The sequence below is a fragment of the Sinorhizobium kostiense genome (assembly GCF_017874595.1).
Lineage (GTDB): Bacteria > Pseudomonadota > Alphaproteobacteria > Rhizobiales > Rhizobiaceae > Sinorhizobium > Sinorhizobium kostiense.
Map to the genome: position 1 here is coordinate 335910 of NZ_JAGILA010000005.1, position 23477 is coordinate 359386.

At 62.4% G+C, this 23477-nt stretch carries 20 protein-coding genes and 1 pseudogene; 11 read left to right on the forward strand and 10 right to left on the reverse strand.

Translation table 11 applies throughout. From position 1 onward, the window contains the following. The first annotated feature begins 4 nt into the window (after positions 1 to 4). The 3 genes from modB to J2Z31_RS19440 all read left to right on the forward strand — a co-directional run bounded on the left by modB (position 5) and on the right by J2Z31_RS19440 (position 2469). Positions 5 to 697: a molybdate ABC transporter permease subunit gene (gene modB, locus J2Z31_RS19430; RefSeq protein WP_209603767.1), complete on the forward strand. Its 693-nt coding sequence runs from the start codon at positions 5 to 7 to the stop codon at positions 695 to 697. After that, on the forward strand, positions 694 to 1761 hold the full coding sequence (gene modC, locus J2Z31_RS19435; RefSeq protein ID WP_209603575.1) for a molybdenum ABC transporter ATP-binding protein: 1068 nt from the start codon (positions 694 to 696) through the stop codon (positions 1759 to 1761). The genes modB and modC overlap by 4 nt, the downstream gene beginning before the upstream one ends. 159 nt (positions 1762 to 1920) lie before the next feature. After that, the gene (locus tag J2Z31_RS19440) at positions 1921 to 2469 is read left to right on the forward strand and encodes a hypothetical protein (protein WP_209603577.1); all 549 of its coding nucleotides are present in this window, start codon (positions 1921 to 1923) and stop codon (positions 2467 to 2469) included. Between the two features lie 62 nt (positions 2470 to 2531). On the opposite strand, the gene J2Z31_RS19445 is transcribed toward J2Z31_RS19440, so the two are convergent. Both J2Z31_RS19445 and J2Z31_RS19450 read right to left on the reverse strand, forming a co-directional pair. Beyond that, a complete protein-coding gene (locus J2Z31_RS19445; protein WP_209603579.1) occupies positions 2532 to 2903 on the reverse strand; it encodes a winged helix-turn-helix domain-containing protein in 372 nt (123 codons plus the stop codon). 99 nt (positions 2904 to 3002) lie between these two features. Next, a complete protein-coding gene (locus J2Z31_RS19450; RefSeq protein ID WP_209603581.1) occupies positions 3003 to 3740 on the reverse strand; it encodes an SDR family oxidoreductase in 738 nt (245 codons plus the stop codon). Between the two features lie 220 nt (positions 3741 to 3960). On the opposite strand from J2Z31_RS19450, the pseudogene J2Z31_RS19455 reads away from it, so the two are divergent. The 5 genes and pseudogenes from J2Z31_RS19455 (at position 3961) to lpdA (ending at position 10550) form a co-directional block, all read left to right on the forward strand. Beyond that, positions 3961 to 5267 (forward strand): annotated as a pseudogene (locus J2Z31_RS19455) (NAD(P)/FAD-dependent oxidoreductase). A gap of 347 nt (positions 5268 to 5614) precedes the next feature. Continuing rightward, entirely contained in the window at positions 5615 to 6847 is a 1233-nt protein-coding gene (locus J2Z31_RS19460; RefSeq protein ID WP_209603583.1) for a 3-methyl-2-oxobutanoate dehydrogenase (2-methylpropanoyl-transferring) subunit alpha, read from the forward strand. Position 6848: 1 nt separating this feature from the next. Beyond that, on the forward strand, positions 6849 to 7862 hold the full coding sequence (locus tag J2Z31_RS19465) for an alpha-ketoacid dehydrogenase subunit beta (RefSeq protein ID WP_209603584.1): 1014 nt from the start codon (positions 6849 to 6851) through the stop codon (positions 7860 to 7862). Between the two features lie 3 nt (positions 7863 to 7865). Then, entirely contained in the window at positions 7866 to 9149 is a 1284-nt protein-coding gene (locus J2Z31_RS19470) for a dihydrolipoamide acetyltransferase family protein (RefSeq protein ID WP_209603586.1), read from the forward strand. 6 nt (positions 9150 to 9155) lie between these two features. Continuing rightward, positions 9156 to 10550 carry a dihydrolipoyl dehydrogenase gene (lpdA, locus tag J2Z31_RS19475; RefSeq protein WP_209603588.1) on the forward strand — a complete coding sequence of 465 codons (1395 nt, stop codon included), beginning with the start codon at positions 9156 to 9158 and terminating at the stop codon, positions 10548 to 10550. Between the two features lie 232 nt (positions 10551 to 10782). Here the strand turns inward: lpdA and J2Z31_RS19480 are convergent, their stop codons facing one another. From J2Z31_RS19480 to hmgA, 5 genes are all read right to left on the reverse strand, one after another. After that, positions 10783 to 11964 carry an acetyl-CoA C-acyltransferase gene (locus tag J2Z31_RS19480; RefSeq protein ID WP_209603590.1) on the reverse strand — a complete coding sequence of 394 codons (1182 nt, stop codon included), beginning with the start codon at positions 11962 to 11964 and terminating at the stop codon, positions 10783 to 10785. Between the two features lie 272 nt (positions 11965 to 12236). After that, positions 12237 to 13121 (reverse strand): formyltetrahydrofolate deformylase, encoded by an 885-nt coding sequence (purU, locus tag J2Z31_RS19485; RefSeq protein ID WP_209603592.1) that lies wholly within the window; start codon positions 13119 to 13121, stop codon positions 12237 to 12239. A 146-nt stretch (positions 13122 to 13267) separates the two neighbouring features. Beyond that, positions 13268 to 13912: a maleylacetoacetate isomerase gene (maiA, locus tag J2Z31_RS19490; RefSeq protein WP_209603594.1), complete on the reverse strand. Its 645-nt coding sequence runs from the start codon at positions 13910 to 13912 to the stop codon at positions 13268 to 13270. Between the two features lie 24 nt (positions 13913 to 13936). Further along, entirely contained in the window at positions 13937 to 14950 is a 1014-nt protein-coding gene (locus J2Z31_RS19495) for a fumarylacetoacetate hydrolase family protein (protein ID WP_209603595.1), read from the reverse strand. Positions 14951 to 15033: 83 nt separating this feature from the next. Next, the gene (hmgA, locus tag J2Z31_RS19500) at positions 15034 to 16392 is read right to left on the reverse strand and encodes a homogentisate 1,2-dioxygenase (protein WP_209603597.1); all 1359 of its coding nucleotides are present in this window, start codon (positions 16390 to 16392) and stop codon (positions 15034 to 15036) included. Between the two features lie 78 nt (positions 16393 to 16470). Here hmgA and J2Z31_RS19505 point away from each other — a divergent pair, with 78 nt between their 5' ends. Beyond that, positions 16471 to 16920, forward strand: coding sequence for a MarR family winged helix-turn-helix transcriptional regulator (locus tag J2Z31_RS19505; RefSeq protein WP_209603599.1), 450 nt, complete (start codon positions 16471 to 16473; stop codon positions 16918 to 16920). Positions 16921 to 17030: 110 nt separating this feature from the next. Here J2Z31_RS19505 and J2Z31_RS19510 read toward each other — a convergent pair whose 3' ends face one another. Further along, positions 17031 to 17510: an Lrp/AsnC family transcriptional regulator gene (locus J2Z31_RS19510; protein ID WP_209603600.1), complete on the reverse strand. Its 480-nt coding sequence runs from the start codon at positions 17508 to 17510 to the stop codon at positions 17031 to 17033. 131 nt (positions 17511 to 17641) lie between these two features. Here J2Z31_RS19510 and hppD point away from each other — a divergent pair, with 131 nt between their 5' ends. Next, on the forward strand, positions 17642 to 18757 hold the full coding sequence (gene hppD / locus J2Z31_RS19515) for a 4-hydroxyphenylpyruvate dioxygenase (protein WP_209603602.1): 1116 nt from the start codon (positions 17642 to 17644) through the stop codon (positions 18755 to 18757). Between the two features lie 184 nt (positions 18758 to 18941). Here hppD and J2Z31_RS19520 read toward each other — a convergent pair whose 3' ends face one another. Further along, the gene (locus tag J2Z31_RS19520) at positions 18942 to 19703 is read right to left on the reverse strand and encodes a helix-turn-helix transcriptional regulator (RefSeq protein WP_209603604.1); all 762 of its coding nucleotides are present in this window, start codon (positions 19701 to 19703) and stop codon (positions 18942 to 18944) included. A 1032-nt stretch (positions 19704 to 20735) separates the two neighbouring features. After that, the gene (locus J2Z31_RS19525; RefSeq protein ID WP_209603606.1) at positions 20736 to 21218 is read right to left on the reverse strand and encodes a hypothetical protein; all 483 of its coding nucleotides are present in this window, start codon (positions 21216 to 21218) and stop codon (positions 20736 to 20738) included. Positions 21219 to 21766: 548 nt separating this feature from the next. Here J2Z31_RS19525 and J2Z31_RS19530 point away from each other — a divergent pair. Further along, on the forward strand, positions 21767 to 23449 hold the full coding sequence (locus tag J2Z31_RS19530) for a hypothetical protein (RefSeq protein WP_209603608.1): 1683 nt from the start codon (positions 21767 to 21769) through the stop codon (positions 23447 to 23449). The last annotated feature ends 28 nt before the right edge of the window (positions 23450 to 23477 follow it).

Genomic DNA, 23477 nt, shown 5'->3' on the forward strand with positions numbered 1-23477 from the left:
CTGGATGGCACTCAGCGATGCGGAATGGACAGCGGTCCGATTGAGTCTGAGGGTGGCGACCGTTGCCATGATCTTCAGCCTGCCACTCGCGCTGGCGGTCGCCATGGCACTGGCACGCGGGCGCTTCTGGGGCAAGTCGTTTCTGAACGGCCTTGTCCATATGCCCTTGATCCTGCCCCCGGTCGTCACCGGCTTCGTGCTGCTGCTGGTCTTCGGGCGGCGCGGACCGATCGGCGCCTTCCTTGCCGAGTATCTCGGGCTTGTCTTTTCCTTCCGATGGACCGGCGCAGCCCTTGCCGCGGCCATCATGGGTTTTCCGCTGATGGTGCGCAGCATCCGCCTGTCGATCGAGGCGGTCGACCGCAAACTCGAGGATGCCGCTGCGACTTTGGGTGCGAACTCGGCGTGGATCTTTCTGACCGTGACACTCCCCCTGATCCTTTCTGGTATCGTCGCCGGCATGGTCCTGTCCTTCGCCAAGGCGATGGGCGAATTCGGTGCAACGATAACCTTCGTCTCCAACATTCCAGGCGAGACGCAGACGCTGTCTCTGGCGATCTACAGCCTGACGCAGGTGCCGGGCGGTGACGCCGGCGCCATGCGCCTCACCGTCATCTCGGTCATTGTCTCCATGGCCGCTTTGATGCTCTCGGAACTTCTTGCCACGGCGGTGGCAAGGCGGACGGTGGCGGCATGAACCTCGAAGTCGAAGCGCGCCACCGGATCGGCACCTTCGCCATTGATGCCGCCTTCCAGTCCGGCGGGGGCGTGACGGCACTCTTCGGCCGTTCCGGATCTGGCAAGACGTCGCTGATCAACATCATCGCCGGGCTGCTCCGCCCCGACAGCGGCCGCATCGTGGTTGACGGCGAGGTGATCGCCGACAGCGGGCGAGGCCTCTTCACCCCCGTTCACCGCCGCCGCTTCGGCTATGTGTTTCAGGAGCCTCGCCTCTTTCCGCATCTTAGCGTTCGAAAGAATCTCGCCTATGGGCGCTGGTTCGCCGGGATCGGCACGTCGCCAGCCGAATTCGCGAAAATCGTCGAGATGCTCGGCGTTGGAAACTTGCTCGACCGCCGCCCCGAGACGCTCTCGGGCGGCGAGCGCCAGCGCGTCGCCATCGGCCGGGCGCTGCTCGCCGCGCCACGGCTGCTGTTGATGGACGAGCCGCTCGCGGCACTCGACGATGCGCGGAAGGCCGAGATCCTGCCCTATCTGGAACGGCTTCGCGACGAGACGGGGATCCCGATCGTCTATGTCAGCCACAGCGTGGCGGAGGTCGCGCGGCTTGCCGAGCAGGTGATCGTCATCGACAACGGCCGGGTGAAAGCATCCGGAGCAGCAGCCGCCATCCTCGGCCAGGCAACCGCACACCTGCCCCGACGGGAGACCGGCGCATTGATCGAGGGCCTCGTCGAGCGCCATGACTCCGCGCATGGTCTGACGCTCGTGCGCGCTGGAGAATACCTCCTGCACGTCCCGCACCTGTTCGCACCGCCAGGACACCCCCTTCGACTCTATATTGCAGCACGCGACGTCATGCTGGCAACGACACGGCCGCAGGGGATCAGCGCGCTCAATATTCTCCCGGGAACGATCGTCGACCTAACGCCAGCCCACGAGGGCAGCGTCGACGTCCGGATCGCCTGCGGCGGCAACCTCGTCCTCGCTCGTATCACAGCCCTGTCGCGCGAGACACTCGAGCTCGAACCGGGAAAAGCGGTGCACGCAATCATAAAGACTGTCGCTCTCGACTATTAGGGTGGGTCACGAGCCGGTGCCGGATATCCCGCCTTTGGCGATCCCTCCGTCGCGAACCTCTGAATATGGTATAATGTCATTTTGGCGCGTCCGTTGGTGCGGGCGGCCAGTGGAATTGCAAGCGCTGGCGCCTGACCACGGCTTCGATGGGAGGATGACATGCGCTTATGGATAATTGCCCTTGCTGCCGGCCTTTCCGGGCTCGGCGCCGCAGCGACCGCCCTGTCAGCGGACATGGGCGACGAGGAATTGATCAAGAATGCGATGTCGGCCGCGCCCGAGGCGGTGGCGCGTGATGCCACGATCATGGCCATGGACGAAAACGGTAAGATGAGGACCCTAAGAGAGGGCACCAACAACTTCACCTGCATCGCCGACGATCCGGGTCCGGGCAACAATCCGATGTGCCTCGACAAGAACGCCATGGAATGGGCGGCAGCCTGGATGGGCAAGACCGAACCGCCCAAGAACAAGGTTGGTTTCGGCTACATGCTGGCAGGCGGAGCCACGCCGAGCAATGTCGATCCCTTTGCCGACAAACCGCCGGAAGGCAAGGAATTGGCGCAGGAGCCTCCGCACGTAATGATTCTCAACCTGCCCGAGCCGCCGGCCGACTACCCCAAACCCGGCGAAAATCCGGACATGGCGCGGCCCTGGGTGATGTGGGCGGGAACCCCGTATGAACATTTGATGATCCCGGTGAAGTGAGCGACTGATTCCCGCTGAGGCCGGCGCGCTGAGCGCCGTCGCTCATCCCCGGCGGTTGGCCTTCATCGGCGCGCGCCATCCCTGGCGCGCGCCGTTTCCAGCCAATCGAGGTCGTCGGCGATCGCAGCGCGGGCTCTCGCCTCCATCGCCCGAAAGCGCTCGACCAATTCTTCGCCGAAAGCGGTGAGCGCGGCGCCGCCGCCCTGTTTGCCGCCCCGCTGCGATTCGACAGCCGGTTCCCTGAACATGCGGTTTAGTGCATCGACGAGCAGCCAAGCGCGCCGGTAAGACATGTTCATTGCCCTGCCGGCGGCGGAGATGGACCCGGTTTGGCGGATGAGTTCCAATAGCAGGATCTTGCCCCGCCCGAGGCGATCCTCAGGCGGGAAATCGATGCGCAGGACGGGGCGAAGTTCGTTCTCGGGTTTCGTCATGCGCCGGAGCATAGAGCGGCGCGCAGAAAAACGTCAGTGGTTTTGCGCTTACCAGGGGACCAGCTCGCGCCGCGGGTCATTTCTCTAATTGCGAATACCTTAGAGACTCATGCCACCATCGACGACGTGTACATGGCCGGTCGTGTAGGCCGAAACGTCGCTGGCGAGATAGACGGCGAGCGCCGCGATCTCCTCGGGGGTGCCGAGCCGGCCCATCGGCTGGCGGGCGATGAAGGCGGCGCGCGCCTCCTCGTAATTGCCTTGCGCCCGCATCCGTTCCTCGAGCGACGGCGACTGCACGGTGCCGGGGGCGATCGCGTTGCAGCGGATGCCCTTGCCGATAAAATCGATCGCCACAGACTTGGTAAGTCCGATGACCGCTGCCTTGCTGGCCGAATAGACGAAGCGGTTCGGCACGCCCATCGGCACGCCAGCAACCGAGGACATGTTGATGATCGAGCCGCCGCCCTTCTCGATCATGCCCGGCAGGAAAGCGCGGATCATGCGGTACATCGATTTCACGTTGAGGTCGAAGGCGAAGTCGTAGTCCTTTTCGCTCGCCTCGAGGATAGAACCCGCATGGACGAAGCCGGCACAATTAAAGATGACGTCGATCGCGCCGGTTCGTGCGGCAAAGGCTTCGATCGCCTCTTCGCTCAACACGTCGAGCTTGGCGATCTCGATGCCCTTGACGGCAAGATCGCCAAGCTTCTCCTCGTTTATGTCGGTAGCGATGACCGATGCCCCTTCCCGCCTGAAGGCATCGGCCGCCGCGCGACCGATACCCTGTGCGGCGGCCGTGATCACCGCACGCTTTCCTGCCAGAAGTCCGCTCATGGTCTGCCTCATCGTTCCGAATGTCTCGTCGGCTCAAAAGACATCGGAGCCTGCCGGCCTGTCAAGCGAATCCATCGTATCTTTATCGAAAAAAGACAGAACCGCTCCTGTTCCGAACGGAAGATTCGTGCATCATGGTACCGACAGCACTTTGCGGGCTTGATCCCGACCGGCGATGGGTGCTGCGATAGCAACTATCAACCCTCTCGCGAGACTCCTCATGCCCGGTCCCAGCCTTGACCCCGTCGCCACCGACGATGCCCTACCGCAGACGGCCGAAGTCGTCGTCATCGGCGGCGGCATCATCGGCGTCAGCACGTGAAGGTGGTTCTATGCGAGAAGGGCCTCCTCGGCGGCGAGCAGTCCAGCCGCAACTGGGGCTGGGTGCGTGTCATGGGGCGCGATCGCCGCGAAATCCCGCTCGCCATGGCGTCGATGAGAATCTGGGACACGCTCGATAAGCGCATCGGCGGCGAAACCGGATTCCGCCGCAGCGGTATTCTTTACATCTCCGAGACGGAGGAGGACGTCGCCAATCGCGACGCCTGGCTGGCGCTCGCCAGTCCCCACGGCGTCGACAGCCGACAGATCGGTGCTGAAGAAACGGCGGCACTGATGGCCGGCTCGGCAATCCGCTACAAGGGTGGCCTCTATACGCCGAGCGACGGCAGGGCCGAGCCACAGAAGGCCGTACCTGCCATCGCGGCGGGGGCGCGTCGCGCCGGCGCCGTGATCGTCACCGGCTGCGCCGTGCGCGGGGTCGAGAGGTCGGCCGGACGGATCAGCGCCGTGATCACTGAGAAAGGCCGCATCGTAACGGCAACGGCGGTGCTTGCCGGTGGCGCCTGGTCGCGGCTCTTCTGCAAGGGGCTCGGCATGCGGCTTCCGCAACTGAAGGTGCGCAACACGGTGCTGAGAACCAGACCGGTTGGAGGAGGGCCGGACGGCGCCGGAGCCACCTCGACCTATGCCTATCGAAAACGCCTCGACGGCGGCTATACGATCGCGACCGCTGGCGTCAACCTGCATCCGATCGTCCCCGACACCTTCGCATTCTTCCGCGATTTCAGGCCGGCGCGAAGGGCCGACAGCGAATCCGTGCAGGTGGGGCTCAGTGCCCAGAGTTGGCGAGAGCTCTTCGAGATCGCACCCCAACCACTCGATCGGCCAGGCGCCTTCGAGCGGCATCGCATTCTCGACCCGCATCCGGATCCGCCCGCCGTACTCCAGGCATTCGAGCAAGCAAAAGAGGCTCTTCCGGCCCTTCGCGGCGTAGAGCCGGAGCAGATCTGGGCCGGCCTCATCGATGTCACGCCGGACGTCGTGCCGGTCATTTCGCACGCGGAACAGGTGCCGGGCCTGGTGATCGCCACCGGTTTCTCCGGGCATGGCTTCGGCATCGGCCCGGGTGCCGGCCATCTCACTGCCGATCTCGTCACGGGAGACGCGCCGATCGTCGACCCGGCCGCCTTTCGCCTGTCACGGTTTTCCGACGGCACGCCGATCGAGATCGCGCCGGCTGTTTAAAGGTCTTCAGCCCCCCGCTTCACAGGAGAACAGGCAAAAGAAAATTGAAACCCGCGAAAGAAAATTGCCGTCGACCGGGGGCATTTGGCGGCCGCACGAACGGCCGCTGTGGGCGCAGGCATTAATCTGTCTTTCTTCGCATGGGCGTCGGACGCAACGCCGAAAATCCTTCATCTCGCCCCTGACTCGTGGCAGTGTAGGAGCGTAACCCTTTGGGAGAACGAGGGTTCGCGTCGGCCGCGCTACGGAGCGGTCAAGCCGGTTGCCAGTTCTAAGGCACGCGCGATCCTTCCCCCCGGCACTGACTTGCGTGCGATGCGCAATCCGGAAGGGAGGCCGGAAACCGCATGGATGAATTCAGCCGATTGAGCCTGCATGTCCCCGAGCCGGCCGTTCGGCCCGGCGACGAACCCGATTTTTCCAACGTCAGGATACCCAAGGCCGGCACGGTCCCGCGCCCGGAGATCGATGTCGATCCCGAGACGATCCGCGATCTCGCCTTTTCAATTATCCGCGTCCTCAACCGCGAGGGCGAAGCGGTCGGTCCCTGGTCGGGCCTCCTCTCGGACGACGAACTGCTGACCGGCCTTAGGCACATGATGATGCTCAGGGCCTTCGACGCCCGCATGCTGATGGCGCAGCGGCAGGGCAAGACGTCCTTCTACATGCAGCATCTGGGCGAGGAGGCGGTGAGTTGCGCCTTCCGCAAGGCGCTGCGCAAGGGCGACATGAATTTCCCGACCTACCGCCAGGCAGGCCTCCTGATCGCCGACGACTACCCCATGGTCGAGATGATGAACCAGATCTTCTCGAACGAAAGCGATCCCTGTCATGGCCGGCAATTGCCCGTGATGTACACATCGAAGGAGCATGGCTTCTTTACCATTTCCGGCAATCTCGCCACGCAATTTGTCCAGGCCGTGGGCTGGGCGATGGCCTCCGCCATCAAGAGCGACACCCGCATTGCCGCCGGCTGGATCGGCGACGGCTCGACGGCAGAGTCGGATTTCCACTCCGCCCTTGTCTTCGCCTCCACTTACAAGGCACCCGTCATCCTCAACATCGTCAACAACCAGTGGGCGATCTCGACCTTCCAGGGGATCGCCCGCGGCGGCTCCGGGACCTTTGCCGCCAGGGGCCTGGGCTTCGGCATCCCGGCGCTTCGCGTCGACGGCAATGATTATCTCGCTGTCTATGCGGTGGCGCGCTGGGCGGCCGAACGGGCACGCCGCAATCTCGGGCCGACCCTGATCGAATATGTCACCTACCGCGTCGGCGCGCATTCGACCTCCGACGATCCGAGCGCCTATCGGCCGAAGACGGAGTCGGAGGCTTGGCCGCTCGGCGATCCGGTCTTGCGCCTGAAGAAGCACCTGATCGTTCGCGGTGTCTGGTCGGAAGAGCGGCACGCCCAAGCCGAGGCCGAAATCATGGACGTTATCATCCAGGCGCAGAAGGAGGCGGAGCGCCACGGCACGCTGCACGCGGGCGGCAGGCCTTCGGTGCGCGACATCTTCGAGGGTGTCTATTCCGTAATGCCCCCGCATATTCGCCGACAGCGGCAGAAGGCGGGGTACTGACATGGCCAGGATGACAATGATCGAAGCGGTTCGCAGCGCCATGGACGTGTCGATGGCGCGCGATGAGGACGTCGTCGTCTTCGGCGAGGACGTCGGCTATTTCGGCGGCGTGTTCCGCTGTACCCAAGGGCTTCAGGCAAAATACGGCAGGACGCGCTGCTTCGACACGCCGATCAGCGAATCCGGCATAGTCGGCACCGCCATCGGCATGGCGGCCTATGGTCTAAAGCCTTGCGTCGAGATCCAGTTCGCGGACTACATGTATCCGGCCTATGACCAGCTGACTCAGGAAGCGGCCCGCATCCGCTACCGCTCTAACGGTGACTTCACTTGCCCGATCGTCGTACGCATGCCGACCGGCGGCGGGATCTTCGGCGGCCAGACGCATAGCCAGAGCCCGGAAGCGCTGTTCACCCATGTCTGCGGCTTGAAGGTTATCGTGCCCTCGAACCCTTATGACGCCAAGGGGCTGTTGATCTCGGCGATCGAGGATCCGGACCCGGTCATCTTCCTGGAGCCGAAGCGGCTCTATAACGGCCCCTTCGACGGCCATCACGAACGCCCCGTGATCCCCTGGTCGAAGCACGAACTCGGCGACGTGCCCGAAGGACACTACACGATCCCGATCGGCAAGGCGGAAATCCGCCGCAACGGATCGGCGGTGACGGTGCTCGCCTATGGAACGATGGTGCATGTCGCGCTTGCCGCAGCCGAGGAAACCGGCACCGACGCGGAAGTGATCGACATTCGAAGCCTGCTGCCGCTCGATCTCGAAACGATCGTGGCGTCGGTGACGAAGACCGGCCGCTGCGTCGTCGTCCACGAGGCGACCCTGACCTCCGGCTTCGGCGCCGAACTCGTCGCGCTCGTGCAGGAGCATTGTTTTTACCACCTGGAAGCCCCGGTTGTCCGGGTGACCGGTTGGGATACGCCCTATCCCCATGCCCAGGAGTGGGACTATTTTCCCGGCCCGGCGCGCGTCGGCCGCGCGCTCACCGAAGCGATGGAGGCATGAGGCATGGGTGAATTCGTCCTCAAGATGCCCGATGTCGGCGAAGGCGTGGCCGAGGCCGAACTCGTCGAATGGCACGTGAAACCTGGCGATCCGGTGCGCGAAGACATGGTGCTGGCTGCCGTCATGACCGACAAGGCAACGGTCGAGATTCCGTCGCCGGTCTCAGGCAAGGTGCTGTGGCTCGGAGCGGAAGTCGGCGACACCGTGGCCGTGAAAGCGCCGCTCGTCCGCATCGAAACCGCCGGGGATGGGGGAGAACCGCTCCCGGACAGCGTTCCCGAGGCGCTTGCCGAAGCCGTGCTGGAGGAGCCCGTGGCTGCCACGCCCGCCCCGGCCAAGGTGACGTCGCCACCGAAGCCACAAAGTCCAGCGCCCAAACCGGCACTCGCACCACGCCAGATGCCAGATGTGTCGGCGAAGCCGCTCGCTTCCCCTGCAGTGCGGCTGCGCGCCAAGGAAAGCGGCATCGACCTCCGGCAGGTAATCGGTAGGGGACCCGCCGGCCGGATCACTCATGACGATCTCGACCTCGTCATCAGCCGGGGGGGAGAGCCGCTGCCGCCGCAGACCGGCCTCATGCGCAAGACCGCGGTGGAGGAGATCAAGGTGACCGGCCTCAGGCGCCGCATCGCCGAGAAGATGTCACTTTCGACCTCGCGCATTCCCCATATCACCTATGTGGAAGAGGTGGACATGACCGCGCTCGAGGATTTGCGGGCGACGATGAACCGTGACCGCAAGGGCGAACAGCCGAAGCTGACGATCCTGCCCTTCCTCATGCGGGCCCTCGTCAAGGCGGTTGCCGAACTATCCGGCGTCAACGCCATTTTCGATGATCATGCCGGCATCATCCATCGCCATGCCGCCGTCCACATCGGCATTGCCACTCAGACGCCCGCCGGCCTGACGGTGCCGGTAGTGCGCCATGCCGAGGCACGCTCGATCTGGGATTGCGCGGGGGAATTGAACCGGCTGGCCGAGGCCGCCCGCACCGGCACTGCGACGCGCGACGAGCTGACCGGTTCGACCATTACGATCTCTTCCCTCGGCGCACTCGGCGGCATCGTCTCGACGCCGGTGATCAACCACCCGGAGGTGGCGATCGTCGGCGTCAACAAGCTGGCGGTCCGCCCGGTCTGGGACGGAACGCAATTCGTACCCCGCAAGATCATGAATCTCTCATCGAGCTTCGACCACCGCGTCATCGACGGCTGGGATGCCGCAACCTTCGTGCAACGGCTGAAGACGCTGCTCGAGACGCCGGCGCTCATTTTCGTTGAAGGGTGACGAACCATGAAGGAAATCTCCTGCAAGCTCCTGGTGCTCGGCGCTGGCCCCGGCGGCTATGTCTCTGCCATTCGCGCCGGCCAGCTCGGCGTCGATACCGTGATCGTTGAAAAGGCCAAGCCCGGCGGCACCTGCCTCACTGTCGGATGCATTCCTTCCAAGGCTCTGATCCATGCCGCCGAAGAGTTCCATAAGATTCTGGCGGCAGCCTCGGGCAAGAGTCCGCTCGGGTTCGCCGCAAGTTCCCCGGCGATCGACCTTAAGCGGACGGTCGCCTGGAAAGACGGCATCGTCGGCCGGCTGGTCGGTGGCGTCTCGGGACTGTTGAAGAAGGCCGGTGTCAAGGCCGTCATCGGCGAAGGCCGGTTCATCGATGGCAAGACAGTGGATGTGGAAACGGAAACCGGCCTGCAGCGCATTCGCGCTGAAGCTGTGGTCATCGCCACCGGTTCGGCCCCCGTCGAACTCCCCGACCTACCCTTCGGCGGCAATATCCTCTCCTCGACCGAGGCACTGGCAATGACAGAGGTGCCTACGTCGCTCGCGGTCATTGGCGGCGGCTATATCGGCCTCGAACTCGGCACCGCCTTCGCCAAACTCGGCTCGAAAGTGACCGTGCTCGAAGCGCTGGACCGCATCCTGCCGCAATATGATGCCGACCTCTCGAGGCCGGTCATGAAGCGCCTCGGCGAGCTGGACGTCGACGTCTTCACCCGCACGGTGGCCAAGCGGCTCTCGGCCGACCGGCACGGCCTTTTCGCCGAAGAGAACGGCCGCCCCTTCGAGGTGCCGGCGGAGAAGGTTCTGGTCACCGTCGGCCGCCGGCCAGTGACCGAAGGCTGGGGGTTGGAAGAGATCGACCTTGACCGGTCGGGCCGGTTCATCCGCATCGACGACCAATGCCGCACCTCGATGCGTGGCATTTTCGCGATCGGCGACGTCACTGGGGAACCGATGCTCGCCCATCGCGCAATGGCCCAAGGGGAAATGGTCGCCGAGATCGTCGCTGGACACAAACGAAGCTGGGACAAGCGCTGCATCCCGGCGGTCTGCTTCACCGATCCCGAGATCGTCAGCGCCGGCCTCTCACCCGAAGAGGCGCGCGCTGCCGGTATCGAAGTCAGGATCGGGCAATTCCCCTTCCAGGCAAACGGTCGCGCCATGACGACGCTTTCCGAGGAAGGCTTCGTCCGCGTCGTCGCCCGCGCCGACAACCACCTTGTCCTCGGCATCCATGCGGTCGGACACGCCGTTTCGGAGCTTTCGGCCACATTCGCCTTGGCAATCGAGATGGGCGCGCGGCTCGAAGACATCGCCGGTACCATCCACGCGCATCCGACCCAGTCGGAGGCCTTGCAGGAGGCCGCGTTCAAGGGCCTAGGGCACGCGCTGCATATTTGAGACGGACGGTGGGCTGCCCTTCATCCGCCTGCCGGCACCTTCTCCCCGCAAGCGGGGCGAAGGGACGATGCCGCGCCCGCTCATCCAAGCTCACGCTTCTTTCGAAGCCCGGCCACAGCTCGGAATATTGAACCGCAGTTCAGGCAAAACGACAGATCGAGGCACGCCCCGTCCCCTCTCCCCGCAAGCGGGGAGAGGGCTAGGTGAGGGGCAAAACTCCCACAGACCCTTGCTACTCCAGCAACTCCAGCCCCACCGCCGTCGCCTCGCCGCCGCCGATGCAAAGTGAGGCAATGCCGCGCTTCACCGCGTTCGCGCGCATGGCATTGAGCAGCGTCACGACGATGCGGGCGCCTGAGGCGCCTATCGGGTGGCCGAGGGCGCAGGCGCCGCCATGAATGTTGACGATGTCGCCGGAAAGTCCGAGATCGCGGATCGCCGCCATGGCGACGACGGCGAAGGCCTCGTTGATCTCATAGAGCCCGACGCTGTGCTTTTCCCAGCCGATTTTGTCCAGGAGCTTGTCGATCGCGCCGATCGGCGCCGTGGTGAACCACGCGGGCTCCTGCGCATGGCCGGCATGGCCGGCGACAATCGCAAGCGGCGTCAGCCCGCGTTTCTCCGCCTCGCTTGCCCGCATCAGGATGAGCGCCGCCGCACCGTCCGAGATCGACGAGGAGTTGGCGGCGGTGACACTGCCGTCGTCGCGGAAAGCGGGCTTCAGCTTCGGTATCTTTGCCGGATCGGCCTTCATCGGCTGCTCGTCGCGATCGAGATTGGCGGAACCGCGTTTGCCGCCATCGACGATCGCGACCACTTCATCGGCAAAGGATCCGTCCTCCGCCGCCTTCCTTGCCCGTTGGAGGGAGCGCAGGGCGAAAGCGTCCTGTTCCGTCCGTGAGAACTGGTAATGCTGGGCCGTATCCTCCGCATAGGTGCCCATCAGCCGTCCGGAATAGGCGTCCTCCAGCCCGTCCAGGAACATATGGTCCTTGACCTCGCCGTGGCCGAGCCGAAAGCCGCCGCGCGCCTTGGGCAAGAGATACGGCGCATTGGTCATCGACTCCATGCCGCCGACCGCAACGACCGACGCGCTGCCTGAAACGAGCGCGTCATGGCCGAGCATCAGCGCCTTCATGCCGGAGCCGCAAACCTTTGAAACGGTAGTCGACGGCGTCTCCCGGCCAAGACCGGCCCCGAGCGCCGCCTGCCGGGCCGGGTTCTGGCCGAGGCCGGCTGGCAGCACATTGCCCATCAGGACTTCGTCCACGGCATCGAGGCTTGCGCAATCAAGCGACGCTTTGAGCGCGGCGGCGCCGAGTTCCGGCGCCGTCATGTCTTTGAGGCTGCCCTGGAAAGCACCCATCGGCGTGCGCGCCGCCGACACGATAACGACCGGATCGCGATTGCTCATCTTGGTCCTCCCACGCGGCCGACGATCGATCGGCCTTCCTCAGGCGGGACGAGAAAGTGTATTCAGCGGCCCCTCATCCGCTGCAGCGACCTTCTCCACGCGCGCGTGGAGAAGGGATATGCCGCGGCCTCAAAGTCCCCTCTCTCCGCCTGCGGGGAGAGGGTTAGGGTGAGGGGCGAATCTCGTTTCCGCGCCCATGATCCATAGCGAATATAGCCGCCTGATCCGGCGAGGCAATGTGGGACGCCCTCAAGTCGAGCGGCGGTTGCGAATTAGCCCATCCGCTCGGACGCGTAGGACCCCGGGCTCGGCGGGAAGACGACGACGCGGTTGCCGTTGATGAAGGTGCGGTGGTGGATATGGGCGTGGATGGCCCGCGCCAGCACCTGGCTTTCGACGTCGCGGCCGATCGAGACGTAATCCTCGGCCGACTGGGCATGGGTGATGCGGGCGATGTCCTGCTCGATGATCGGGCCCTCGTCAAGATCGGCGGTGACGTAATGGGCCGTCGCGCCGATCAGCTTGACGCCGCGCTCATAGGCCTGCTTGTAGGGATTGGCGCCCTTGAACGACGGCAGGAAGGAGTGATGGATGTTGATGATCTTGCCAGACATCTTCTTGCAGAGCTGGTCGGAGAGGACCTGCATGTAGCGGGCGAGCACGACGAGTTCGGCGCCGGTCTGCTCGACGAGCTCCATCAGCTGCGCTTCCGCCTTCGGCTTGTTCTCCTTCGTCACCTTGATGCAGTAGAAGGGGATGTCGTGGTTGACGACAACCTTCTGGTAATCGAAGTGGTTGGAGACGACGCCGACGATGTCGATCGGCAGCGCGCCGATCTTCCAGCGGTAGAGCAGGTCGTTCAGGCAATGGCCAAAGCGAGACACCATCAGCAGCACCTTCATGCGCTCCTCGGAATCGCGGATCTCCATCACCATGTCGAAGCGCTTGATGACCGGCTGAAAGCCCTCCCGCAATTCCTCAAGCTTCGCCCCTTCCTGGCTGATGAAGGAGATCCGCATGAAGAAGAGACCGGTTTCGAGATCATCGAATTGCGAGCTGTCGCTGATGTAACAGCCTTTTTCCGCAAGATAGCCGGTAACGGCGGCGACGATGCCGCGGGTGGATTTACAGCTGACGGTCAGCACATAGCTTTTCATCGATGGTCTCTCATTCAGGAGTTTCCGGCCTCTCGGGCAGTCGCGAAAAATTAGCGTGACGTTTTCTGGCCCGCCGATCCATTCGCGACATCGGCTGGACGGAACCGGCCACGGCCCGTCGTCACGAAAAAATCTCGAATGAAAGATCAGGGCTCATGCTTTGCCCGATCGGGATGGGCGCGGGCGAAGGCGTCGATTGCTGCACAGTGCGCGTCGATGGCGACGATCCGCGGGCAGTCCGAGAGGTCGACCTCCCAGCGACGGGCGTTATAGACCTGCGGCACGAGGCAGATGTCGGCCATCGTCGGCTGGTCGCCGTGGCAGAAGGTTCCGCTCGATGGGTGATCGAGCAGGCGCTCGAAAGCAGCAAGCCCCTCGCCGATGAATTTCTGCATCCAGGTTCGCCGCGCTGCCTCGCCATTGGCCGCGGAGGCCATCACATGCGCGACGACCCCGAGATTGCAGATGGGATGGATATCCATGGCGATGGCATAGGAGAGCGCACGCACCCGCTGGCGGTGAACCGCGTCCACAGGCAGAAAGCCCGTGCCTTGCCGCGTTTCGGCAAGGTACTCGACGATGGCGAGCGATTGCGTGAAGCGCGCGCCGTCGATCTCCAGCACGGGCACGAGTCCCTGCGGATTGCGGGCGAGATGCTCTCCCCTCCGGTGCTGACGGGCGAGCAGATCAACCGGAACGGAGCGATAGTCTTGATCGATCAGATTGAGCGCGATCCGCACGCGATAACTCGCCGAGGAGCGCCAATAATCGTAGAGAACGGCTTCGTTCATTGCCTGGCCTCCCTCCCCGCCGCATCAGTGCTCGTATCTTTCCACCTTTTGCTCGATCGCCCCGAAAATCGAGTGTCCGGTCTGATCCTTCATCTCGATCCGCACGACGTCGCCGAATTTGAGAAAGGAGGTCTGCGGCGCACCATTTTCGATCGTCTCGATCATGCGCAGTTCGGCAATGCAGGAGTAGCCAACACCCCCTTCCGCGACTGGCTTGCCCGGCCCACCGTCGAGCTTGTTGGAGACTGTACCCGAGCCGATGATCGTGCCGGCCGAAAGCGGTCTGGTGCGGGCGGCATGGACGATGAGCTCTCGGAAATCGAAGGTCATGTCGATACCGGCATTGGCGCGGCCGAAGGGTTTGCCGTTGAGGTCGACGCGAAGCGGCAGATGCAACTTGCCGCCATCCCAGGCTTCGCCCAGTTCGTCGGGCGTCACTGCAACCGGCGAAAAGGCGGAAGAGGGTTTCGACTGGTAAAAGCCGAAGCCCTTTGCGAGCTCGGCCGGGATAAGGCTGCGCAGCGAAACGTCGTTGACGAGCAGAACGAGACGGATTGCTTCCTGTGCGTCGTCGAGCGTCGCTCCCATTGGTACATCGTCGACGATCACCGCGACCTCTCCCTCCATGTCGATCCCCCAAGTCTCGTCGGCCATCAGGATCGGATCGCGAGGCCCGAGGAAACTGTCGGAGCCGCCCTGATAGATCAACGGGTCCGTCCAGAAGCTCGCCGGCATTTCGGCATGGCGCGCCTTTCGTACCAATTCCACGTGATTGACATAGGCCGAACCGTCCGCCCACTGGAACGCCCGCGGCAGCGGCGAGGCGGCATCGTGTTCATGGAAACGCATGGTCGGTTGCGAACCGGTTTCGATCCCCTCGGCAACGCGTGCCAGCCGCGACCCCACATGCGCCCAATCGTCGAGCGCCGCCTGCAGCGTGCGGGCGATATGCCCGACCTCGGAGCAACGGGTGAGATCTTTCGAGACCACGACGAGCTTGCCGTCGCGGGTGGAGTCTTTCAGCGTCGCGAGTTTCATGGTGTTTCCCGATCGTGGTGTTGATCCGCGCCGGACGGCGCGGATTGCAGGCTCGACAGCATGTCATGGAGTGCCGCTGGAAGTCACTTGATTCCGGGCGTGCCGTCGAATTTCCGGTCCAGGCCGGACCAGCAGTCGATATAATCGTCCTGGAGCGTCTCGAGCTCCGCCGCAAACCTCGTCAGTTGTTGCGGGAAACGGGTCTCGAACATGAATGCCATGGTGTTGTCCAGCTTGACCGGCTTCAGCTCGCCGTTCGAGGCCTTCTCGAAACCGGAGAAATCCGGGCCATGGGCCAGCATCATGTTGTGCAGGCTCATGCCACCGGGCACGAAACCCTCCTCCTTCGCGTCATAGCGACCGTAGATAAGCCCCATGAACTCGCTCATGATGTTTCGATGATACCAGGGCGGGCGGAAGGTGTGCTCGGCCACCAGCCAGCGTGGCGGGAAGATGACGAAGTCGACATTGGCCGTCCCTTCCTCTCCAGACGGTGCCGTCAGCACCGTGAAGATCGACGGATCGGGATGATCGAAGAGGATGGCGCCAACCGGCGAGTAGGTCTTGAGGTCGTATTTATAGGGCGCGTAGTTGCCGTGCCAGGCGACCACGTCGAGCGGCGAATGGCCGATCTCGACCATATGGAAGGAGCCGCACCACTTCACCTGCACCCGGCAAGGCGTCTCCTTGTCCTCGTAAGCGGCTACCGGCGTCTTGAAGTCGCGCGGATTGGCGAGGCAATTGGCGCCGATCGGGCCTCGGTCGGGCAGTGTGAACTTGGCGCCGTAATTCTCGCAGATATAACCGCGCCAGACCGTCTCCTCGCCGAGGCGAATGACCTTGAACATCATGCCGCGCGGCACGAGGCAGATTTCCGACGGCGCCACGTCCATTTTCCCGAGCTCTGTGAACACGCGGATGGCGCCGGTTTCCGGCACAATCAGCAGCTCTCCGTCCGCATTGAAGAAGTAGTCGTCAACCATGTCGACATTGAACGCGTACGCGTGCGCAGCCATGCCGGCCTGCGTCAGCGCGTCGCCCGCAGTGGTCATGGTTCGGATGCCCTCGAGAAAATTCAATTCCTCCGAAGGTGCCGGCAACGGGCCCCAGCGTAGTTGCCCGAGCGCCATCGAATGCTCGACCACATGCGGTGCCGTTTTCCAACACGGATAGTCGATTTTCTTGAAGCGCCCGGTATGCCGCACGCTCGGCCGGATGCGGTAGAGCCAGGAGCGTTCGTTCGTACCGCGCGGTGCCGTGAAGGGCGACCCGGAAAGCTGCTCGGCATAGAGCCCGTATTCACACTTCTGCGGGCTATTCTGCCCCTGGGGAAGCGCACCGGGCAGGCTTTCGGTCTCGAAGTCATTGCCGAAGCCTGGCATGTAAGCGGGCGCCTGTTGGCCGGCATCCATCGCGCGTCGCTTTTCCGAGTGGTCCAACATGGCTTGCACCTCCGCTTCGCCTCCGTAATATTAGTTGCGATCGTAACTATTGTTTTTGTAACTATCAACGGGTGACGCATGCAGACCTTTGACCTGGAAGGCTTCCTTCCCTATCGGCTGAACCGGGCGGCAGAGTTCGTCGCGCTGCGCTTTGCCGCGCAATACAAGGCGCGCTATCAGCTGACCCGTCCCGAATGGCGGACGCTCGCGGCACTCGGTTCATCCGGCCGCAGCATGACGGCGACGGAAATCGGTGCACACTCCTCAATGCACAAGACGAAAGTGAGCCGCGCCGTCTTCAGCCTCGAGCAGCGCCGCTGGCTGCAACGAAGGGAGGATGGTCGCGACCGTCGCTTCGAGCACCTGGCGCTTACAGCTCAAGGCCAGCAGGCCTACAGCGAATTGACGGAGCTTGCGAGCGGCTATCAGGCCGAGTTGTGTTCGATGATTGGCGCCAAGAATTTGGAAGCGCTCTCCACAGGTCTTGGCGCAGTGGAAAGGGTTATGAAGAAGTGGAAAGGGTTATGAAGAACTGTGTGCGAAAGGCGTGAGGCCAGAGCGAAAGGGCGCCCCGGACGAGACCCTCCCCAGCTCCGTCCGCCGGTGAGAGCGGGGGCGGAGCTTTAAAGTGCCGTGCTCTAGAACTTTACCCGCTCCGGGATCGGCAACCCTGCGAAGCTCTTCAGCGTGTCGAGCACGATCGACGTCTTCACGTGTTGGACACTATCATGCGGCAGGAGCACGTCGTTGACGAAGCGCGAAAGCCCGGCGAGGTCGGGGGTGACGACCCGCAGGTGATAGTCCATCTCGCCGGTAAGCGCATAGGCTTCCAGAACCTCCGGCAGCCCGGAGATGAGCTTGGCGAAACGCTTGGCATTGTCGCGGTTATGGGTGGCGAGCGTCACCGAAATGACGACCATCAGGTCGAGTCCTAGTTTCTGCCGGTCGATCTGCGCTTGGTAACCCGTGATATAGCCCTCCGCCTCGAGCCGTGATCGCCGCCGCGAACATTGGGAGGGTGACAACGCGATCCGCTCCGACAATTCAATGTTGGTCAGATGACCATCGCGCTGCAACTCGCTGAGGATCTTGAGGTCGAATCCGTCAAGCTGCTCCATTCACGCATCCTTCGGCAAAATAGTGCATGGTTTGTGCGCAATTTCTACCAAATCACGCAAGAATACAAGCATCATGCATCGAATCTGCGTCATACTCCAGCAAAGTCTGGAGGATTGAAAGGAGACCTGCGATGGGCCCATTCCCGCATGAAGCCCCGCCCGCCACGATTTCGGCGAAAAACCCCGCCGGCACGGACGGTTTTGAATTCGTCGAGTTCGCCCATCCTGAGCCGGAAAGGCTCGAAGAGCTCTTTGGGCGCATGGGCTACGCCCCAGTCGCGAAGCACAGGACGAAGAACATCACCGTCTGGCGCCAGGGCGACATCAACTACGTCCTGAACGCGGACGCCGGCTCGCACGCGATGCGCTTCGTCGACCGGCACGGTCCCTGCGCTCCGTCCATGGCCTGGCGTGTCGTCGACGCGAAACATGCCTTCGAGCACGCAGTCTCCAAGGGAGCCGAGCCCTATGCCGGCAGGGACAAGACACTCGATGTTCCGGCGATCATCGGCATCGGCGGCTCGCTTCTCTATTTTGTCGATGCCTATGGAGAGAAGGGCTCCGCCTATGACGCCGAGTTCGAATGGCTGGGCGAGCGCAATCCAAGACCTGAAGGCGTCGGCTTCTACTACCTCGACCACCTGACCCATAACGTCTATCGCGGCAATATGGACAAGTGGTGGGCCTTCTATCGCGAGCTCTTCAACTTCAAGCAGATCCACTTCTTCGACATAGACGGCCGTATCACCGGGCTCTTGAGCCGCGCGATCACCTCACCCTGCGGCAAGATCCGCATTCCTCTGAACGAGTCGAAGGACGAGACGAGCCAGATCGAGGAATATCTGAAGAAGTACAAGGGCGAAGGCATCCAGCACATCGCCGTCGGCACCGAGGCGATCTACGACGCGGTCGATCGGCTGGCGGAAAACGGACTGAAATTCATGCCTGGACCGCCGGACACCTATTATGAGATGTCGCACGCGCGCGTGCACGGTCATAACGAGCCGATCGATCGAATGAAGAAGCACGGCATCCTGATCGACGGCGAGGGCGTGGTCGATGGCGGCATGACGAAGATCCTGCTGCAGATCTTCTCGAGAACGGTGATCGGGCCGATTTTCTTCGAATTCATTCAGCGCAAGGGGGATGAGGGCTTCGGCGAAGGCAATTTCCGGGCGCTGTTCGAATCGATCGAAGCCGACCAGATCCGCCGCGGCGCCCTCAAGAAGCCCGAGGCGGCCGAATAGCGGGGGTGCGGGAAGTGTGGCGGTTTTCCACCCGTACCCCGAGCCAACTCCGTAAGAATCGGTCACCTCATTGAAGGCCTGCAAGCGTCGCGCAAAACTAACGCCGTGCGCCTGATGAAACGCACGGCGAAGTAGCTCGGAATCGCCGCATGCCTGTCGCTCCCACGAAGGGTATCCGGTGGTGTCAGTTGTGCCAACGCGGCGGGTTCGCATCTCCGTCATGCCTGAAGTAATGGGATGCTGCTTCAGTCCGGTTGCGCACATTCATCTTCTTATAGATGTTTCGTACGTGGACCTTGACGGTGTTTTCGGAGAGGCCGAGGCGATCCGCGATGATCTTGTTCTGGGTGCCCATGCAGATAAGATCCAGAATTTGGATCTCGCGCGTCGTCAGCACGCCATTGCCGATATCGCTCCTCTGGGCCGAAGGCAGTGCTGCAACGCTCGCCTCCTGGCGAGCCGGGAGACCGGCGCTCTTCGGCGCCAAGCGCCTGAGCAGAGCGGCCGGAAAATGCTCGCCCCCCTTCATCAGAAGGTCGATGGCGGTTAGACAGACGTCGAGATGAAGATTCAACGGCAGCACGCCATGGATCAGCCCTTCGTCGACGAAGCCCGCAATCGACGTATCGACCTCGTCCGCGTTCTCGACGACGAGGCCGATCGAAGCCCGCGGGTGAAACTCATGGATCGTCCGTATGACCGATGGGAAGGTCGTCGCCGGTATGCGGTAAAGCATGACGAGCGCCACATCGTCGAGATTGCCGTCGAGCAGGCTATCCGCCTCCGAGAGGCTCACCACCTCATGGCCCTGGAAGCGGGTGCTGATAGCCTGAGTCAGGCACTCCGCCAACAGATCCGCTCTGGCGAGCATCACGATCTTGCTTTTCTTTGCTAAAACCTTGCTGTTGTCTTCAAAATCGCTCAAACCCGAGCCCGTTCGGTACATTATCCCCTCCTTGGGCACCCCCTGTTTTTAAAGGGGTATGAGGCGCCCTGCTAAAAATGTTTTCGAATGAAAAGCGAACTTACATAGTCACGAAAAATGTCGAGGTGGCTAATGTATCGTAAATATGGGGGATGGGAAACAGCCCAAAAGGGTTAGACTGGAGCCGCTCTCGCGCATAGATGGGTCCAGAATGCACCAATTTTGGGCGAATCAGGCCGGAACGTTCGCTGTCGAACGCTAACCATTGCGGCGCCTTCGCGTCAATCGGTGCCCTTGTCTTTTCAGGGGATACGCCAGGTTGCTCACTTGCACTCCCATTGCCATCAATCGGAGAACGACATTCGAATTCGGGTCAAACCCGCGCCATTCGGGGCCTGCTCCACGCCCTTCCCTACTCACTATGGGCTAGCAGCTGCACCGACAATCTTGATGGGCAGCGGCTCAACGTCGGCCCCAAAGGCCTTTCCCCCGGTGGAGCAAAGGTCTCGTTTCGACCGGCGAGGTGAAGCAACCAGAGAGCTGAGCTTCCGTTTTCACTGCAATCCCCTAACCCAGGCGGCCGTGAATTCGCAATATTAACATTGTGCTAAGGCTTGTCCCCAAAGACTGCGGAACGCCGTACGGTCTTGCGCCGCCGCGGCTCATAACGGCATGCCCCCCTCCACGCATGATTCTTCGACCGGCTGCCCGGACTAACCATAATTGGTATCTTTCACTTGCTCCCATTCCGGACCAAACTGTAACCGTCGCATGTAGTTCTATGCGTCTTCTGACCAGTCTCGCGTAAGATCTGAAGTATCTATATTGCGTTCGTATGACAAATAGTATGACTATAGATTTCAACACGTACTAATTTTGGGGCATGTACTCCATGCTCACGCAATAATACTAGCGTAAATAAAAGAACGATCGAAACTCCCGTAGGTGAACAAGCAAAGTTCATCTCGAACGATGAGAGCCAGCGCCCAAGAATCCTAGAAAGATGACGGGGTTTCGGTGCTGGCTCCTTCTGCTGTCCTTCTCGACCACTGCTCAGCGTGGGAAGGAATAACGATCGACAATCCCCCAGATCTCCCTGTTGATCTTCATGATCTGTTCGATCGCCTCGTTGATCCTTGCAATCTCCGCGTCGTCGATCTGCTCTATCTTGCCGTATTTAATCGTATCCTTGCTGTCGAAGATGGCCATCAATTGGGTGCTCGCCTGCTGCCCGGTCTCGTCGAAGGAATAGATGCAGTGGCTGTATTTGTTCCTGAGTTTGGCCTGGCGACCAAGCTGCTGCGTTACGGACAGGATTTCCCGCCGGCGATCAGGCGGCGTCTTCGGCATTTTGGCGAGCCGTTCGACGAGCTCGATGCGCGCGCGGGTCGTATTCAATGTCAGGAAAATAACGATCGCCGTTTCCTTGTCGACGTAGGCGAGGCCGGCAATCAAGTAGATGAGCAGGCTCTCCGTGTTGGTCCACGTGTAGTTCAGTTGACCTACCAGGAGAAGGATCTCGTGAAATTTCTTCATGGGGCCGTATGAGCTTGGGTGCGGCGCACCGAACCGCTTCTTATAAGGTAGCGCATTTCCGACCACCGACTCCCCAGCATACGTCTCGCGCTCGAAATAGACTGGCCGAGACTACGTCCGAGGCGGTAGCGGCCGACACCGGAAGAGTTTCCTACGGGTGCTAGTTCTGCAACCCTCTCTTTCGGGTGATCAACCTTCGTGGAACTAGCCTACCAGGGCTAACCCGAACTTACAGCTTACAATTGATCCCGGTTGGCAACAGACTTTCCCGGCATAATGAGAGCAGGAAACCCTCGGTGTGCGTTGAGCAGTTCTGCGTTTTCAGGGCCAAATGCCCCTCTCGAAATTCCCTGGATGACTGCTCCCGATAAACAAGGGAGGTAATGCTAGCAACACTTGAACGCCGGATTCCGGCCACGCGTTCTGTTGGCTTAGCGATCCGGTTTTTTCCATTTCGCATTTCAACTTCAACGGTCCGCGCACGGCTCAAATCCGCGTGAGAGATGACAGCGGCTCGGCTGTCGCGGCCTCAACCTGAGGACATTTTTATGAGCAATAAGAATAATTTCTTGTGGCCGTGGGACAACCAGTCTCAAAGTCAGGATCAGGGACAAGGTCAGGGACAAGCTCAGGCCGAGCTTCAGGCGCAGCTCGAGCTCCAGGCCCAGGGACAGGGCCAGGATCAGGGCCAGGATCAGGGCCAGGGTCAGGACCAGGGCCAGGATCAGGGACAAGGCCAGGGACAAGGCCAGGGACAAGGCCAAGGGCAAGGCCAAGGTCAGTCCCAGAGCCAGTATAGCGAATCCTATAACGGCAACGAGAACGGCAACGGGAACTACAACGGCAACGGAAACGTCAACCTCAACGCCAATCTCAACAAGTCCGATACGGAAGTCGACGTTGAGAGCAAGACCGAGGTGGACGTGGATGTGGACGTCGATCTCGATCTGAGTGGCTATGAGCCGTCGGACGACGATTTCGTGGATGTCGACGATTCGACCATCCACGGCATGGCCAGCGTGAGCTTCAAGGACATCCTCAACAACGCGCTCAACGGCGACGGCAATGATGTCGGTAACGTCATCAGCCAGTCCGCGATCATGTCGGATGACGATCACCTGCATGACGTTTCCAACGACGGCACGTTGACCCAGAGCGGCAATGCCAATGGCGGCACTGCCACCTCCGACGACGGCATCGATTCCGAAGCGGACGGCGGCAGAGGCGGCGACGATGCCGATGCCGAGGGCGGCGACGGCGGCGACGGCGGACTCGCCTTCGGCGGCTTCGCAGGTGGCGGTGATGCCGAGAGCGAAGCCGAGAGCGACGCGGATGGCGGCGACGGCCTCGGCGGCATCGCCTTGGGCGTCGGCGTTGGCGTCGGCGGCGACAGCGGTGACGCGAACGGCGGGACCGCGACCGGCGGCACCGGCGGTGCCGGCGCTGCGGGCACAGGCGTTGGGCTCGGGCTTGGTGTCGGCCTAGGCATCGGTGCCGCAGCCGGAGGTGACGGCGGCAACAGCGAAGCGGACGATGCCGACTCCGGCGATATCGAGAGTGACGATGCCGAAGCAGAAAGCGAAGGTGGCGATGGCATCGATGCCGACTTCGGGATCCCGATCCTGAACATCGGCAATGACGGCGGCAACGCCGGCGGTAATGATGGCGGCAACAGCATCGCTGCCGGCGAAACGGGCGATGCCAACAGCACCTCCGGCGATGCAGGCGATGGCGGCAATGCGTTGGGTGCCGGTTTCGGCGCCGGTACGGGCGTCGGCCTCGGAGCCGGCATTGGTGGCGACGGCGGTAATGCCAATGCTTCCGCGGATGGCGGAACGACCGGTGGCGGCGGAGCCGGTACCGGCACGGGCACGGCGACCGGCGGTGAAGGCGACGGCGGCCTCGCTCTCTCCGGTGCATGGGCCGGCGACGCTTCGGCCACGGGCGGCACGGTAGGTGATGCCATCGGCGGCGCAGGCGGCGGCGGCGGCGGCGGAGGCACTGCCACGACCGGAGACGGCGGCAACGGCAATGCCGGCGTATGGGGCTCTCACAATGGTGACGATGGCTTCGTCGAAGGGATTTCCTCGGCAACGGCCGATGCCGTGATCGACACAAATGCCTTCAACCAGCAGATCGTCCTCGGCGCCAACCTGCAGGGCAACACCGTCGACATGACAATCGTCGGCGGCAACTACAACACGTCGGTCATCGGCGAGGACGACGCCTGAATGTGACACGACACCGGTTCACAACTTC

Bases quoted from the DNA above. Each gene is read 5' to 3' on its own strand.
- J2Z31_RS19495 (WP_209603595.1), bottom strand. From the start codon at position 14,950: ATGAAACTCGCGACGCTGAAAGACTCCACCCGCGACGGCAAGCTCGTC.
- hmgA (WP_209603597.1), bottom strand. From the start codon at position 16,392: ATGTTGGACCACTCGGAAAAGCGACGCGCGATGGATGCCGGCCAACAG.
- hppD (WP_209603602.1), top strand. From the start codon at position 17,642: ATGGGCCCATTCCCGCATGAAGCCCCGCCCGCCACGATTTCGGCGAAA.
- J2Z31_RS19470 (WP_209603586.1), top strand. From the start codon at position 7,866: ATGGGTGAATTCGTCCTCAAGATGCCCGATGTCGGCGAAGGCGTGGCC.
- lpdA (WP_209603588.1), top strand. From the start codon at position 9,156: ATGAAGGAAATCTCCTGCAAGCTCCTGGTGCTCGGCGCTGGCCCCGGC.
- maiA (WP_209603594.1), bottom strand. From the start codon at position 13,912: ATGAACGAAGCCGTTCTCTACGATTATTGGCGCTCCTCGGCGAGTTAT.
- J2Z31_RS19450 (WP_209603581.1), bottom strand. From the start codon at position 3,740: ATGAGCGGACTTCTGGCAGGAAAGCGTGCGGTGATCACGGCCGCCGCA.
- J2Z31_RS19440 (WP_209603577.1), top strand. From the start codon at position 1,921: ATGCGCTTATGGATAATTGCCCTTGCTGCCGGCCTTTCCGGGCTCGGC.
- J2Z31_RS19530 (WP_209603608.1), top strand. From the start codon at position 21,767: ATGAGCAATAAGAATAATTTCTTGTGGCCGTGGGACAACCAGTCTCAA.
- J2Z31_RS19480 (WP_209603590.1), bottom strand. From the start codon at position 11,964: ATGAGCAATCGCGATCCGGTCGTTATCGTGTCGGCGGCGCGCACGCCG.
- J2Z31_RS19525 (WP_209603606.1), bottom strand. From the start codon at position 21,218: ATGAAGAAATTTCACGAGATCCTTCTCCTGGTAGGTCAACTGAACTAC.
- J2Z31_RS19505 (WP_209603599.1), top strand. From the start codon at position 16,471: ATGCAGACCTTTGACCTGGAAGGCTTCCTTCCCTATCGGCTGAACCGG.
- purU (WP_209603592.1), bottom strand. From the start codon at position 13,121: ATGAAAAGCTATGTGCTGACCGTCAGCTGTAAATCCACCCGCGGCATC.
- J2Z31_RS19460 (WP_209603583.1), top strand. From the start codon at position 5,615: ATGGATGAATTCAGCCGATTGAGCCTGCATGTCCCCGAGCCGGCCGTT.
- J2Z31_RS19465 (WP_209603584.1), top strand. From the start codon at position 6,849: ATGGCCAGGATGACAATGATCGAAGCGGTTCGCAGCGCCATGGACGTG.
- modC (WP_209603575.1), top strand. From the start codon at position 694: ATGAACCTCGAAGTCGAAGCGCGCCACCGGATCGGCACCTTCGCCATT.
- J2Z31_RS19510 (WP_209603600.1), bottom strand. From the start codon at position 17,510: ATGGAGCAGCTTGACGGATTCGACCTCAAGATCCTCAGCGAGTTGCAG.
- modB (WP_209603767.1), top strand. From the start codon at position 5: ATGGCACTCAGCGATGCGGAATGGACAGCGGTCCGATTGAGTCTGAGG.
- J2Z31_RS19520 (WP_209603604.1), bottom strand. From the start codon at position 19,703: ATGTACCGAACGGGCTCGGGTTTGAGCGATTTTGAAGACAACAGCAAG.
- J2Z31_RS19445 (WP_209603579.1), bottom strand. From the start codon at position 2,903: ATGACGAAACCCGAGAACGAACTTCGCCCCGTCCTGCGCATCGATTTC.